Annotated in this window: 14 protein-coding genes and 1 pseudogene; 10 read left to right on the top strand and 5 right to left on the bottom strand. The window is 57.7% G+C overall.

Annotation, left to right across the window (positions count from 1 at the left end):
• Positions 1 to 166: 166 nt before the first annotated feature.
• Genes I9185_RS05675 through der form a run of 3 tightly spaced genes read left to right on the top strand, consistent with a single transcriptional unit; the run spans position 167 to position 3,718 of the window.
• A complete protein-coding gene (locus tag I9185_RS05675) occupies positions 167 to 838 on the top strand; it encodes a hypothetical protein (protein WP_210092532.1) in 672 nt (223 codons plus the stop codon).
• Between the two features lie 44 nt (positions 839 to 882).
• Positions 883 to 2,205: a PQQ-like beta-propeller repeat protein gene (locus I9185_RS05670; RefSeq protein WP_171723020.1), complete on the top strand. Its 1,323-nt coding sequence runs from the start codon at positions 883 to 885 to the stop codon at positions 2,203 to 2,205.
• Positions 2,206 to 2,254: 49 nt separating this feature from the next.
• Positions 2,255 to 3,718 carry a ribosome biogenesis GTPase Der gene (gene der, locus I9185_RS05665; protein ID WP_171631375.1) on the top strand — a complete coding sequence of 488 codons (1,464 nt, stop codon included), beginning with the start codon at positions 2,255 to 2,257 and terminating at the stop codon, positions 3,716 to 3,718.
• Positions 3,719 to 3,762: 44 nt separating this feature from the next.
• On the opposite strand, the gene I9185_RS05660 is transcribed toward der, so the two are convergent.
• Genes I9185_RS05660 through I9185_RS05650 form a run of 3 tightly spaced genes read right to left on the bottom strand, consistent with a single transcriptional unit; the run spans position 3,763 to position 5,064 of the window.
• Complete coding sequence (locus tag I9185_RS05660) at positions 3,763 to 4,218, bottom strand: hypothetical protein (protein WP_210092531.1); 456 nt, start codon at positions 4,216 to 4,218, stop codon at positions 3,763 to 3,765.
• A complete protein-coding gene (locus tag I9185_RS05655) occupies positions 4,211 to 4,675 on the bottom strand; it encodes a hypothetical protein (RefSeq protein ID WP_210092530.1) in 465 nt (154 codons plus the stop codon). The genes I9185_RS05660 and I9185_RS05655 overlap by 8 nt, the downstream gene beginning before the upstream one ends.
• A complete protein-coding gene (locus tag I9185_RS05650; RefSeq protein ID WP_210092529.1) occupies positions 4,672 to 5,064 on the bottom strand; it encodes a hypothetical protein in 393 nt (130 codons plus the stop codon). Before I9185_RS05650 ends, I9185_RS05655 begins: the two co-directional genes overlap by 4 nt.
• Positions 5,065 to 5,510: 446 nt before the next feature.
• Here I9185_RS05650 and I9185_RS05645 point away from each other — a divergent pair, with 446 nt between their 5' ends.
• The 3 genes and pseudogenes from I9185_RS05645 to I9185_RS20550 all read left to right on the top strand — a co-directional run bounded on the left by I9185_RS05645 (position 5,511) and on the right by I9185_RS20550 (position 7,229).
• Positions 5,511 to 6,494, top strand: a complete 984-nt coding sequence (locus I9185_RS05645; RefSeq protein ID WP_209832709.1) for a fatty acid desaturase — start codon at positions 5,511 to 5,513, stop codon at positions 6,492 to 6,494.
• A 39-nt stretch (positions 6,495 to 6,533) separates the two neighbouring features.
• Positions 6,534 to 6,743, top strand: a pseudogene (locus tag I9185_RS20555) (helix-hairpin-helix domain-containing protein); the annotation flags it as partial.
• Positions 6,744 to 6,896: 153 nt separating this feature from the next.
• Complete coding sequence (locus I9185_RS20550) at positions 6,897 to 7,229, top strand: hypothetical protein (protein ID WP_254705383.1); 333 nt, start codon at positions 6,897 to 6,899, stop codon at positions 7,227 to 7,229.
• Positions 7,230 to 7,286: 57 nt separating this feature from the next.
• Here the strand turns inward: I9185_RS20550 and serS are convergent, their stop codons facing one another.
• Together serS and I9185_RS05630 are read right to left on the bottom strand one after the other, a co-directional pair.
• Entirely contained in the window at positions 7,287 to 8,579 is a 1,293-nt protein-coding gene (gene serS, locus I9185_RS05635; RefSeq protein ID WP_210092528.1) for a serine--tRNA ligase, read from the bottom strand.
• A gap of 72 nt (positions 8,580 to 8,651) precedes the next feature.
• Entirely contained in the window at positions 8,652 to 10,316 is a 1,665-nt protein-coding gene (locus I9185_RS05630) for a mechanosensitive ion channel domain-containing protein (RefSeq protein WP_210092527.1), read from the bottom strand.
• A gap of 201 nt (positions 10,317 to 10,517) precedes the next feature.
• Between I9185_RS05630 and yajC the strand changes: the two genes are divergently transcribed.
• From yajC to I9185_RS05610, 4 genes are read left to right on the top strand one after another with little or no spacing between them, the layout of a single operon-like run.
• Entirely contained in the window at positions 10,518 to 10,805 is a 288-nt protein-coding gene (gene yajC / locus I9185_RS05625; protein WP_117868574.1) for a preprotein translocase subunit YajC, read from the top strand.
• Between the two features lie 33 nt (positions 10,806 to 10,838).
• Entirely contained in the window at positions 10,839 to 12,500 is a 1,662-nt protein-coding gene (gene secD / locus I9185_RS05620) for a protein translocase subunit SecD (RefSeq protein ID WP_171631395.1), read from the top strand.
• 1 nt (position 12,501) lies between these two features.
• Positions 12,502 to 13,470 (top strand): protein translocase subunit SecF, encoded by a 969-nt coding sequence (gene secF, locus I9185_RS05615; protein ID WP_171115306.1) that lies wholly within the window; start codon positions 12,502 to 12,504, stop codon positions 13,468 to 13,470.
• Positions 13,451 to 14,215 carry a sulfite exporter TauE/SafE family protein gene (locus tag I9185_RS05610; RefSeq protein WP_348539714.1) on the top strand — a complete coding sequence of 255 codons (765 nt, stop codon included), beginning with the start codon at positions 13,451 to 13,453 and terminating at the stop codon, positions 14,213 to 14,215. The genes secF and I9185_RS05610 overlap by 20 nt, the downstream gene beginning before the upstream one ends.
• Positions 14,216 to 14,227: the final 12 nt, after the last annotated feature.

The following is a 14,227-nucleotide window of genomic DNA, read 5'->3' as shown; positions in this document are numbered from 1 at the left end:
GCGTCGGCTGTGTAATTTCTACACTAAACTGAATAGTTCGGTTTAGTTTTTTTCGCAAGTGAGAAGCCAAGCGGTGAAAATGCGCAAAATCGGACCCTTGGCTTGGCGTTGGTGCCGGGGTATGACATGGCGCACTTATGCAAGACACACAGCCCAGGGGGCAGGAATGAGCGACACCGACAGTTTCATTGATGAGGTCACGGAAGAGGTACGCCGTGATCGGATGTATCTGCTGCTGCGCCGCTGGGGTTGGGTTGGTGTGGCGGCGGTCGCGCTGATTGTCGGCGGGGCGGCGTTCAATGAATACCGCAAATCCCGCGATACGGCGCAGGCGCAGGATCTGGGTGACTCGATTCTGGCGGCTCTGTCGGAAAACGATTCTGATGCACGGGCGGCCGGTTTGCGGGAAACCGAGGCGCAGTCGCCGGGCGGGAATGCTGTTCTGAACATGCTGCTGTCTGCGTCCCAGCTTGAAGCGGGATCGCGCGAAGAGGCGGTCAACAGTCTGAACGCGGTTGCCGTGCAGGGGGATTTGCCCGAGATCTATCGTGCGATCGCAAGCTTCAAGGCGCTGTTGTTGCAAAGCGAGACCTTGCCCGCCGCTGACCGTCGACAGCAGTTCGAAGCGCTGGCGGCGCCGGGTGCGCCCCTTCGACTGCTGGCCGAGGAGCAACTGGCCCTGATCGACGTGTCCGAAGGCAATGTCGATGCGGCACTGGACCGCTTGCAGGCGCTGCGTCAGGACGCCGAGGTCGGTATTGATCTGCAACAACGTGCGGCCCAACTGATAGTTGCATTGGGCGGCGAACCCGAGCCATTGGTGGCACAGCAGGGCTGACCAGGCGGGACAAAAGACTTAATGACAGGCGAGTTCGGAACATCATGGTAACAAGACTAATTTCCCGCGCGGGATTGCCGGTTGCGGCACTGGCTTTGACCGCATTGACCGCCTGTGAACCCCCTGAAGCGATCTTGCCCGGAGAACGTGAAGACATCCGTCCGGCGTCTGATCTGGAAACAGTGGAAAAGAGCGGCTCTCAGCCCATCAGCCTGCCAGCTCAAAAAGCGAATGCCAGCTGGCCGCAAAGCCCGGGGACGGCTGCTTTCCGAACCACGAACGCGGCACTGCGTGGCTCGCCACAGCGGGTCTGGTCTGTGTCGATCGGGCAGGGCGACTCGCGCAAGCAACGTATCACCGCCGAACCGGTGGTTGCGGGCGGGTTGATTTATACACTGGATGCGGGGGCGACGGTGTCAGCGGTCACGCCGCAGGGCCAGTTGGCCTGGGATACCGATCTGGTTCCGCCAAGTGACGGTGATGCAGACGCCACCGGTGGCGGCCTGGCCTATTCGAACGGCGTTCTCTACGTGTCGTCCGGGTTCGGGCGACTGACCGCATTGGATGCAAAAACGGGCGCCGTGCGGTGGCAGAAGCGATTGGACGCAACCGGAAGCGGCTCTCCGATGGTCAATGACGGGTTGTTGTACCTTGTCGCGGGGGACGAAACCGGGTGGACCATCAACACCAAGGACGGGCGTATCGCCTGGCAAATCGAAGGCACGCCCAGCGTCGGTAACGTTCTGGGCGCACCGGCACCGGTGATTGCCTCGGACCTGGCAGTGTTTGCATTCGGGTCCGGCGATGTTGCGGCCACCTTCCGCCGTGGGGGCATCCGTCGCTGGAATGCGTCGGTCGCAGGCGGGCGGCGGGGACGGGCCGCCGCGCAGATCGTTGACGTGACCGGCAGTCCGATGGTTGTCGGAAACACAATCTATATCGGCAACCATTCTGGCCGGACCGTTGCCTTTGACGCCGCCACCGGTGAACGCCGCTGGACCGCCGATGAAGGTGCGGTTGATACTGTCTGGCCTGCAGGCAACAGCATCTTCCTGATCAGTGACCGCAGTCAGCTGGTGCGCTTGAATGCGGCCGATGGCTCGGTCATCTGGGCGCAGGATCTGCCAAGCTTTGTCAAGGACAAGCGAGGCCGCCGCGGTCCGATCTTTGCACATTACGGTCCGATCCTGGCCGGAGGCCGTATTGTGATTGCGTCCAATGACGGGTATCTGCGCTTCTTCAATCCGGTTAACGGGGCACTGGTTCACCAGGTCGAAGTTCCCGGAGGTGCAACTACGGCTCCGGTTGTTGCCGGGCAAACGCTGTATGTCGTTTCCTCCAAGGGAGATCTACACGCTTTCCGTTGACGGCAAGATGCGCTAAAGGGCGCTTCTTGAGTCTTGAAAGTTGAGTATCATGTCGCTGACCCTCGCCATCGTGGGGCGCCCGAATGTGGGCAAATCCACCCTGTTCAACCGCCTTGTGGGCAAACGTCTGGCCCTGGTCGACGACCAGCCCGGCGTGACGCGCGACCTGCGCGAAGGCGAAGGGCGTCTGGGCGATCTGCGCTTTACCGTGATTGATACGGCGGGTCTTGAGGACGCGACGGATGACAGCCTTCAGGGGCGGATGCGCCGTCTGACGGAACGTGCCGTGGACATGGCTGATGTCTGCCTGTTCATGATCGACGCGCGCGTGGGTGTGACACCAACGGATGAAATGTTCGCAGAGATCCTGCGCAAACGGTCCAAGCACGTGATCCTTGCGGCCAACAAGGCCGAAGGCAATGCTGCGGATGCGGGTGTTCTGGAAGCTTACAACCTTGGTCTGGGTGAACCGGTCCGCTTGTCGGGCGAACATGGTGAAGGGATGACGGACCTTTATGCGCAGCTGATGCCTCTGGCGGATGCGGCAGAGGAAAAACAGGTCGAGGAAGCCCCGCAAACGGACATTGAACTGGACGAAGACGGTGAGGGCGAGACGCCGCTGATCACCGCAGCCAAGCCCTTGCAGGTTGCGGTGGTGGGGCGTCCAAATGCGGGCAAATCCACCTTGATCAACAAGATCATCGGCGAAGACCGTCTGTTGACCGGGCCAGAGGCCGGGATCACGCGTGACGCAATCAGCTTGCGAATCGACTGGGCTGACCCGGACGGCCAAAGCACGCCGATGCGGATCTTTGACACCGCAGGGATGCGCAAGAAAGCAAAAGTACAGGAAAAGCTGGAAAAGCTTTCCGTGTCCGACGGCCTGCGCGCGGTAAAATTTGCCGAGGTCGTCGTTGTGTTGCTGGACGCCGCGATCCCGTTTGAACAGCAAGATCTGCGGATTGCCGATTTGGCCGAGCGTGAAGGCAGGGCCGTTGTCGTCGCCGTCAACAAGTGGGACATCGAAGACAACAAGCAGGAAAAGCTGCGCGAGTTGAAAGAGTCGTTTGACCGGCTGCTGCCGCAACTTCGCGGCGCGCCGCTGATCACGGTTTCCGCCAAGACGGGCCGGGGTTTGGAGCGTTTGCGCGACGCGATCCTGCGCGCCCATGACGTCTGGAACCGCCGGGTGCCGACTGCCGCTCTGAACCGCTGGCTGACGGCCATGCTGGAACAACACCCGCCGCCAGCCCCACAGGGACGCCGGATCAAACTGCGCTACATGACGCAGGCCAAGACCCGACCTCCGGGGTTTGTGGTGATGTGTTCGCATCCCGACAAAATGCCTGAAAGCTATACCCGTTACTTGGTGAACGGTTTACGGCAGGATTTCGACATGCCCGGAACACCGATCCGCCTGACGCTGCGCGGGCAGGGGGACAAGAACCCCTACAAGGGTCGGCGCAAGAAAAACGCGGGCGCATTGGCCAAGCATCTGAAGGGGCGCGGGTAAGCTACGCACCAGAATCAGGGCTTTGATGACACAGGCGGACTGACTCAATCGTGCCCAAGTACGAATGCGCGGTTCGCTTCTGCGGCATTGGCGATACCCTCTGACGTCCCATTGCCCTGTTCAATGGCCGTCGCCAGTTTGGTCGCGGCTGAACCTGTCGTAAAGATCGATGCAATTCGCGTCCGACCTCCGAAAAGACCTTTGGAAGCGTCGGCATTGTCATAGGTCAGGTCAAATGTCGAAACCAAACTGACCGCCTCATCATTGGGTCGTTTGTTTTGATCGCGCGATATGGGCGGAACCAGCGTTGTCACGCGGCGCTGTACACCTGCATTGACCTCGACGGGCAGCGCCTTGGCGGGATCAGAGCGCAAGGCGATGTTCACGCCGCTGCGTTCCCCATAGACCAAACTGCGATCCTGAATCGAGGTGCAGCCGACAAGGCCAAAGCCCCCGATTGCCAGGAGGATGATCCAAGAAAGTCTTGGGTTGTCAGCCATTGCCATTTCCTCCGGTCGATTGGTTGTCATTGCCCTGTTCATTGCCGGTGTCCTTGTCTTTTCCCTCTTTGTCTTCACCGCAGGTGACCAGTCTCGCGGCACCATCGGTTCGGTTTTTTGTTCCAAGCGTCTTTGCAAGTTTGTTTGCGGCGTCTCCGGTGGAAATGACGTCTGAGTATCGGGTCAAGAAAATGCTCTTGGTTTCCATCCGTGTGCAGCCGAATACGGCCATAGCCTCGCGATCTGTGCGCGATGTGCCGTCGGGACCGACCTTGCCTGGTTCAATCACGGGAACCACGGCAGCGAAATCTCTGTCATAACCGATCACAACCTGGCCTTGCTGCCGATTGGCGCTGACGGTGGCATTGATACCGACAACTGTATCATGCGCGACATAAAGCGTATCGCCACATCCCCAAACACTGCTTAACCCAAACAAAATAAATAATTTTTTCACGTCCCCGTCTCCTTCGTGCACAGAGTGTCATCCTGTTGATCAACGCTGGTTGCCGACAGGTCAGTCAGATCCAGATGCAGGCTGCGGGAGATTTCGGCGCCCTGTGGCACATCCACCAGAACAGCGGCCTGATGGCGGCCAAGGGTCAGGCCGCTCCATCTGCGGCCAAGGGCGATCTCCAGCCCTGTCGTGTCTGTCACGGATGCTGCAAGAGTTTGGTTTTTGATCAGTGCCTGACGGTCTGTCAGCCTTGCCGGGCCTTCTTCGCAATTTCCGGCAAAAACCAGAACCTCGTGATAGATGCCCAAGCTGAAGATTGCCGTGCCGCGCATCGTAGCAACATGCAGCCCACGACCGCGTAGCTCGTGCACAATTGCATTGCCAGTCACGATGGCGGCTGAAGATGAAGTGCCGAAACCGTTATAAGAGCACCCAGCAAGCGAGGCGCAGAACAATGGCGCCAATGGCAATATATTTCTCGAATAAGTCAATCAACATGCCTTAAAACACTGCTTCTTACTCTGACTGGAAGTTTCCCAAGCGTCAACTCAAAGGGAGGTTTTCGAATACTGCTGAAGCGTTCCGCGACATTGCGGGGCTGTTTTCCCGGGCGCTTCCCACTTGCCAGGGCGCGTTATTCGGCGCTGGTGATCGTCACGCAAGCGCGTAACTGCGCCAATTTTCAGCGTTTTCGCTCTGAGGGCGTGACAGCCCCTGTTCTGCGCGCTAGCATTCACGTGTGTGCATCTGTCAGCACATGCATTGCCTGCACGCGGTCAAGCCGCGCCTGGATTTTTAACAGATTAAAACAGGGCCATCGTGGGGAGCGGACTGGATGGATCTGAGGGAATACACAAGACACTACGCAGTTCAGGACAACAGATTGGCTGCACTGAGCTATTTTGGCACGTTCGCGGTGTATTTCGCATCGCTGTCTCTGGCGATCGTGTTCGTGGACCGCTGGTACATCATGATCCCGGCCGGGATCGTCTTCGCCTTTTCGGCGGTACGCCTTTATGTGCTGCAACATGATTGCGGGCACCATTCGCTGTTTGAAACGCGAATGCAGAACGAATGGGCAGGGCATGGTCTTTCGCCATTCACCTTTGCACCGTTCGAGGTGATGAAACAGAACCACAATCTGCACCACGCGGGGATCGGAAACCTCGAGCATCGTGAGACCGGTGAAATTCACACGATGACATTGCGGGAATGGCAGGACGCGGACTGGAAAACCCGTTTGTTTTACAGGTTGTATCGAAACCCTTTCATCCTGGTGCCGGTCGGTGCGCTGTTCACATATTTCATTCGCTATCGCTGGCCCAAGAACACTGTTCGTTTCGGTGTCGCAGGCGTCTTGCTGCACAATGCATCGATCATCGTATTTTTGGGCCTGTTGTACCTGGTGGCGGGCATGACCGGTATTCTGGTCTGGCTGGTGTTTTCGTTTCTGGGCGGAATGCTGGGTGTGTTTCTCGTGTATCTGCAACACAATTTTGAAGATACCTATTGGGATCGCCGTCCTGACCTGAACCCGCAGACCGCAGCGTTGCATGGATCTTCCGCACTGGATTTCGGATGGTGGTTCGATACCGCCGTCGCCTGTATCACGTTACATGACATCCACCATTACAACGCGCGTATCCCATCGTACCGGTTGCGGGCCTGCCACTATAATCTGCCGCCTGAATTCACGCCTCGTCGGATCAAGTTCCCCGAGGCTGTAGCGGCTTTGAACCTCAAGCTTTGGGATGAGGATGCGAAACGCCTCGTGCCATTCCCGAAAAATGACCGAACCGCTGGGTTGGCGCATAGCTGATCCATTGGTTCCGAGAAGGCAAGTGCTGAACTTGCGGATATGCATATCCAGTGTATATGCGATGAGGCAGGGCGATGGAGAAAGGACCTTTGGATGACTGTAGTGACCGACGTAAAAGGTGTGGGAGAGGCGCTGAAAAAAGCCCTTGCAGCCAATGGCTTTAAGACCGCAGAAGCGATAGCGAAGGCGTCACCCGCAGATCTGGTCAAGGTTCCTCGGGTCGGTGAGAGCCGCGCCGCCCTATTGATCGAAGCCGCAAAAGCGGCAATAGCCGCAACGCTTGCCGCCGGTAAGTCTGGCGCGCGCAAGGCGCCGGCACGAAAGCCAGCGGCACGGAAACCAGCAACCGCAAAACCAGCCGCCCGAAAGCCGGCGACACGAAAAGCCGCCCCGCGCAAGACCGTGGCCGCTGTAGCGGCAGAAAAACGGGCGGAAGAAGCTGCACGCAAAGCGGCAGAAGAACAAGCGGCGGCCGAAAAAGCCGAAGCCGCAGCCAAGAAAAAGGCCAAGGCCAAGGCGAAAGCTGAAAAAGCCGCCAAGAAACGCAAAGAAATGGAAGCCGCGTTTTCCAAAGCCAAGGATAAGGTGAAAGCAAAGTCCAAGAAGGACAAAAAATCGAAAAAGGACGAAAAGAAAAAAGACGCCAAGAAGGGCAAAAAAGACGCCGAGAAAGGCAAGAAAAAAAGTGACAAGAAGAAAGATAGCAAGAAGGACAAGAAAAAGGCGAAGAAATAAATTCCTTCGCCCCGTCTTGCATTGTGAACCGGCGCCTCATGGTGCCGGTTTCGTTTTTCAGGCTAGTGTGCCGTCCAGTTGCAGGGTCAGTTTGCCGCCCAGATAGGGGCTTAGGACTTCGGGCAGGGTCACGGTGCCGTCCGCGTTCTGGCCATTTTCCAGCACGGCAATCAGGCAACGCCCAACAGCCAAACCTGAACCGTTCAGCGTATGGACGTATTCCGGCTTGCCGCCACCTTCGGGGCGGAACCTAGCGTTCATGCGGCGGGCCTGGAAATCACCGCATGTCGAAACCGAGCTGATCTCGCGATAGGTGTCCTGACCGGGTAACCAGGCCTCGATATCATAGGTGCGGCGGGCGCCAAAGCCCATGTCACCGGTACACAGGATGACAGTGCGGTAAGGAATGCCCAGCTTTTCCAGAATGCCCTCGGCGCAGCGCAGCATGCGCTTTTGTTCTTCATCCGATTTGTCCGGATGCGTGATCGAAACCATCTCGACCTTTTCGAACTGGTGCTGCCGCAACATCCCGCGGGTGTCTTTGCCCGCGGATCCGGCCTCGGACCGGAAGCACAGGGAATGCGCGGTGTAGCGTCGGGGCAGATAGCTTTCCTCGATCAAGCTGTCGTTTACGATATTGGTCAGCGACACTTCGGAGGTCGGGATAAGCCACCAGCCTTCGCGGGTCTGATAGCTGTCTTCGCCAAATTTCGGCAATTGGCCGGTGCCCTGCATCATCTCGGACAGAACCAGAACCGGGCCATTCACCTCGGTCAGCCCGTTTTCGGTGATATGCGTATCCAGCATGAACTGCGCCAAAGCGCGATGAATACGGGCGACGCCACCGGACAGCAGCACAAATCGCGAACCCGAGAGTTTGGCTGCGGTTTCGAAATCCATGCCGTGCTGAACGGCTTCGATCTCGAAGTGTTCCTTGGGCGCAAAACCCAGCTCAAGCGGTGTGCCCCAGCGGCTGATCTCGACATTGTCGTTTTCATCCACGCCATCCGGCACATCCTCGGCGGGCAGATTTGCGATCCGGATCAACTGATCCGTCAGCAGGGCATCCAGATCCTTGGCCTCGGTCTGCATCCGCGCGATTTCGGCTTTTTTCTCGGCAACCAGCGCGCGCAGGCGTTCGAATTCGGCTTCGTCGCCTCGAGCTTTGGCAGCCCCGACTTCCTTGGACGCCTTGTTCTGTTCGGCTTGCGCTGTTTCGGCCGCCAGAATCTTGGCGCGGCGGCTTTCGTCCAGCCTGAGCACATCTGACGACACCGGCGCGTCCCCACGGCGCGCTAAAGCGGCGTCGAAAGCGGCAGGGTTTTCGCGAATGGCGCGGATGTCGTGCATGTCTCAGATCCTTGAATGCGTGAATCACTGAAACCGCTTATGCACCATCTGTGGGGCAGGGTGTAGCGCCGGTTACGACTTATCCGCTTCCTCGTGCGATTCATGTGCCAGATGACCATCCCATTCATTCGCCGGGATTTTTGGTTCTGGCGGATCAGCCATGTAAGATGGTGTCATGATCTGCACTTTGTTCTCGTTAAAAACGGCGACAATATTGCGATGCAGGTCCGAGCGGATTTTGGGAATGATGCTGCCGCGGGTGGTGTAACCGTTGATCTGATAATTGATGGCGTAGTCGGCCAGCGCCGTCCACAGTACGAAAGGTTCAGGTTTGGCCTTGATGCCCTTGGTGCGGTTGGCCGCCTCGATCAGCATTGCTTCGACCTTTTCAGCCGGTTCTTCATATCCGATGCCAACCGTCGTGTGCAGCAGCAACCCACTGCCATCGGTTTTCTTCGAGAAATTCACAACATCCGAATTCATCAATTGAGCGTTCGGGATCGAAATCAGCTCGTTCTTGATGGATTTCAGATGCGTCTCCATCAGTTTGATTTGAACCACGTCGCCGATATGGTCCCCGATCTGAATGCGGTCGCCAATTGACGTGGAGCGGCGATAGATCACGAAAAGCCCCGCCAGCATGTTGGACACGACCGAGTTGGCACCCAGCGACAGCATGGCGCCGACCAGAATGGTCAGACCCTGGAAGGCGGCCGAATCCGAACCGGGAATGTAGGGAACGGCAAAGACGAGCGCGATCAGAATCACGATAACCCGAGCGATGTTGAACGTCGGATTGACCCAGTGTTTTTCAAAATCGCCCATTTCGAACGAACCGGCTTCGACCGCGTCGAAGAACACGCGCATGCCCTTGATTATGTACAACGTGACCCATGCGATCAGGCTGAGCATAATCAGGTTTGGGATATAGCTGAGTATTCCCTTGAATATCAGCAGTACCGGTTCTGTCAGATAGGTCAGCAGCAGTTGCGCGAAATAGCGTGTTTCCGCAAAGGCCAGTAGAACGAAGGACAGGTAGTAGTAGAAGCCGAGAAAGAAGATGACCAACAGGGCAAAATTCAGCCCGTATCGGATCAGGGCGGCGATTGCTTCGGCCTGAACGCTTTTGGCCGTCGCCGTTTCGACATCCTTCAAATAACGCTTTACCAGTTTCAGAGTGCGCCGCCTGATCCGCCGGTGAAGCCAAAGGATAACCAGCACGAAGACGACAAAGCCTAAGGTCCATCCAGCGGCCTCAATCGCTCCGGATACCCGGGCTTGATCTGTACGGTTGGAGCGGTAGGCAAGGATGGCCTCTTCGATGGCCTGACCATGCAGTAAGCCGAGGACGTCCAGCTCCATCTGATCCAGTTCGGCGTCTGCAAGCGTCACGATCGATACGATTTCACCGTCGGCGCGAATGCGTATGCCTAGGTCGGTTTCTTCAAAGGTGATGTCGACGGTGGGGCTTTCAGAGGCTTCGGCCACCTCAATAATCTTGTTCTGCACGCTTTCGGCACGTTCCGGCGCGGGCAGAGCGCTGGAGCCGCGCAGGAAGAACAACATGTCGCCGTCCACGATGACGGGCGCCTTGAAACTTTCGGTTTCTTCCGCCTCGGGTTCGGTGGCTTCGGCAGGCAATTCCTGGGCCTTCACCGGCGCGGCCAGACACAGGATCAAGCTCAGCAAGGACAGCAAAAGCGTCAACGATTGGAATGGTTTGTATCTAGCTCTCATTGCCCCCCCTGATGTTCGACTATAGCCAATTTGAAATACCTGCATAGGACATATCTGCAACGATTTACCGGTTCGTGTGGCACCTTTCTCAGGTTGCGGCCGATCACATGACCACCTTTGCTTGCAAACACGCATTTCAAAGCATAGGTTCCGGCAAAATTTGCGGAACGGTGCCGCAAGATCTGAACAAAGGAATATCCCATGGAAGGTGGCGCAATCGCCCAGTTTCTCCCGCTGATCCTGATCTTTGCGATCATGTATTTCCTGCTGATCCGTCCGCAGCAGAAGAAAATGAAGGAACATCAGGCCATGGTCGATGCCGTGCGTCGGGGGGATCAGGTTGTCACCCAGGGCGGGCTGATCGGCAAAGTGTCGAAGGTCAAGGAAGGCGATAACGAGATCGAAGTCGAGATCGCCGAAGGTGTCAAAGTGCGTGTGGTCAAATCGACCATCGCCCAGGTTCTGAACAAAACCGAACCCGCGAAATAACACCACCTTACAAATCCTTGAAAAGGCAGGGTAATGCTGCACATTGATACCTGGAAGCGGGTTCTGATCTGGCTGGTCTGCGTGACTGGCCTGATCATGGCCCTGCCAAATGCGTTTTACACACGGGTCGAGCAATCAAACGACGCCAAAGCCGCGATCGAGCTGGGCGTGGATACGCCCGAGTTGCAGGTCGAGGCGGGGCAATGGCCGAACTGGCTGCCCTCGTCGCTGGTCAATCTGGGCCTTGACCTGCGCGGCGGTGCACATCTGTTGGCCGAAGTTCAGGTGCAGGACGTCTACGAATCCCGGATGGAGGCGATGTGGCCAGATATCCGTGACGCCCTGCGCGATGAGCGCTCGACCGTCGGGACGGTCCGCCGTCAGGAATCGGCCCCAGATGAGATTCGCGTGCGCATCAGCCAGCCTGAGGGCATGGCGCGGGCACTGGAGGTCGTGCGCGGTCTTGCCCGTCAAGTGCAGACCCTGACCGGTGTCGGGGCAACGGATATCGAGGCACGTGCCGAAGGCGACACGATTGTCGTTCAGTTGTCCGAGGCAGAAAAACTGGCCTCAGACGACCGCACAGTGCGTCAATCGTTGGAAATCATCCGCCGCCGGATCGACGAAGTGGGCACCCGAGAGCCGACCATTCAGCGTCAGGGTGCCGATCGTATCCTGATTCAGGTACCTGGCATCGGCAGCGCGGGTGAGTTGAAAGAGATCATCGGCACGACGGCGCAACTGACCTTTAACCCGGTCGCCGGACGCGGCACCAATCCGGATGCCGTTGCAGGCATCGGCGAAGAAATTGTGCCGTCGATTGACGAAAGCGGTGTTTACTACACCATTGAATCCGCTCCGGTCGTTACCGGAGAGGAACTGGTCGATGCGCAGCCCGCATTCGACCAAAACGGTCGCCCTGCGGTCAATTTCCGGTTCAACACGTCTGGTGCGCGCAAATTCGGGGATTATACCCGCGACAATATCGGAGCCCCCTTTGCCATCGTTCTGGACGACGAGGTAATTTCGGCTCCCGTGATCCAAAGTCATATTCCGGGCGGTTCAGGCATCATCACCGGCAACTTTACGGTTGAGGAAAGCACCAATCTGGCCGTCCTGCTGCGAGCGGGCGCACTGCCTGCCGGCCTGGAGTTCCTCGAAGAACGTACCATCGGACCCGAGTTGGGGCAGGACAGTATCGACGCGGGCAAAGTCGCCACAATCGTGGCCTTTGTGGCTGTACTGGTTTTCATGGCGCTCAGCTATGGTCTGTTCGGGATCTTCGCCAACATCGCGCTGATCATCAATGTGGGCCTGTTGTTCGGTCTGCTGTCCATGATCGGAGCAACCTTGACCCTGCCGGGTATCGCGGGGATCGTATTGACAGTCGGTATGGCGGTGGACGCCAACGTGCTGATTTTTGAACGTATCCGCGAGGAATTGAAATCCGCCAAAGGTCCGGCGCGCGCAATCGAACTGGGCTATGAAAAGGCGCTGTCTGCCATTCTGGATGCGAACGTGACCACATTCATCACCGCCGTGATCCTGTTTGCCATGGGTAGTGGCCCGGTGCGCGGCTTTGCAATCACTCTGGGCCTCGGCATTCTGACCTCGGTCTTCACCGCGATCTTCGTGACGCGCCTGATGGTCGTGATGTGGTTCGAACGCCGCCGTCCGAAAACGATCGAGGTTTGACATGAGACTGAAACTCGTACCCCAGAACACCTCGTTCGATTTCTTCAACCGCTGGAAGGTCTGGTTGGGCATTTCCGGCCTGATGATGGTGATTGCCTTCACCTCGTTCATGCTGCAAGGGCTGAATTTCGGTATTGATTTCCGGGGTGGCACGACGATCCGGACGCAAAGCGCGGTCGAGATCGATGTGGGCACATACCGAGATGCCATCGCCCCGCTGGAACTGGGCGATGTGACCATCACCGAGATTTTCGATCCAACCTTTGCGGATGACGAAAACGTCGCGATGATCCGCATCCAGGCGCAGGAAGATGCCGAGGCTGTCGAAGCAGCGACCATCACCGCCGTCGAGGACGCGTTGCAGCAGGTAATACCTGATATTCAGTTCGTCTCCGTAGAATCCGTCGGCCCCAAGGTCTCGGGCGAGTTGATCCAGACCGCCGTCATCGCGGTGGCTTTGGCGATTGGCGCGGTGCTTGTCTATATCTGGCTACGGTTCGAATGGCAGTTTGCGCTGGGGGCCGTGGCGGCACTGGTTCACGATGTGATCCTGACCATCGGCATCTTCTCGGAACTGCAAATCCGGTTTGATCTGGCCATTATCGCGGCCCTTCTGACCATCGTCGGTTATTCGCTGAACGATACCGTGGTCGTTTTCGACCGGGTGCGAGAGAATCTGCGGAAGTACAAAAAGAAAGACCTCAAAGAGGTGCTGAACATTTCGATCAACGAGACGCTCAGCCGGACGGTGATGACCTCGGTCACGACGTTGCTGGCGTTGATCTCACTTTATGTTCTGGGCGGCGATGTGATCCGCGGCTTCGTGTTCGCGATGATCTGGGGCGTGATCGTGGGCACTTATTCATCGGTCTTCGTCGCTTCGACCATCCTGTTGTGGCTGGGGGTCAAGCGCGACTGGTCCAAGCCGTCGAACACGGCGGGCAACCAGTTTGCCAATATTGATGCCTGAGGCGTTGCAACAGGCCTTGTCCCTGCCGGGGCTGGGTTGGTTGGTTCTTACCATAGGAGCCGCGGGACTTGTCCGCGGCTTCACTGGTTTTGGCACCGCGATGATCTTTGTTCCGGTGGCCACTCAATTTCTGCCGATTGCCGATGTCGTCTTTCTGATGGCAGCCACCGGGATCGTATCGACCTTTGCGCTGGCGCCGCAGGCATGGCGTGAATGCGACAAGACCGAAATCAGCACTTTGGGCGTTGCAGCGGCATTGACCGTGCCGCTTGGCCTTTGGGTCATGGCACAGGCCGACACGGTCGTTCTGCGCTGGATTGCCTGCGGTATCACCGGCGTGACCCTGTTGGCGATCGTCACTGGCTGGCGCTGGCAGGGACGGCTGGGTGTGCCCGGACGGATGGCCATCGGAGGCAGCGCAGGCGTGATCGGTGGCATGACCGGACTGACCGGCCCGGTCGTTATCGTATTCTATCTGGCCAGCTCTTCAGATGTGCGCAAGATTCGTGCCAACACGATCATCTTTCTGGCTTTGCTGGACGTGGCCATCGTCTTCAGCATCCTGATCGGAGGCGCTGCGGATCTGTCGATCCTTTGGATTGTCCTGCTGCTGGGCTTGCCCTATCTGGCCACGACACTGATCGGCAAGGCTCTGTTCGATCCAAAGCTTGAACGGATCTATCGCACTGCGGCTTATTCGGTCATTCTGATAGCAGTCGTGTCCGGTTTGCCGATCCTGGATTGAAGGAGGGAAGGA

Origin of the sequence: Ruegeria sp. HKCCSP346 (assembly GCF_017872595.1) — a bacterium.
Taxonomy (GTDB): Bacteria; Pseudomonadota; Alphaproteobacteria; order Rhodobacterales; family Rhodobacteraceae; genus Ruegeria.
This window is presented reverse-complemented; position numbering and strand designations above follow the sequence as displayed.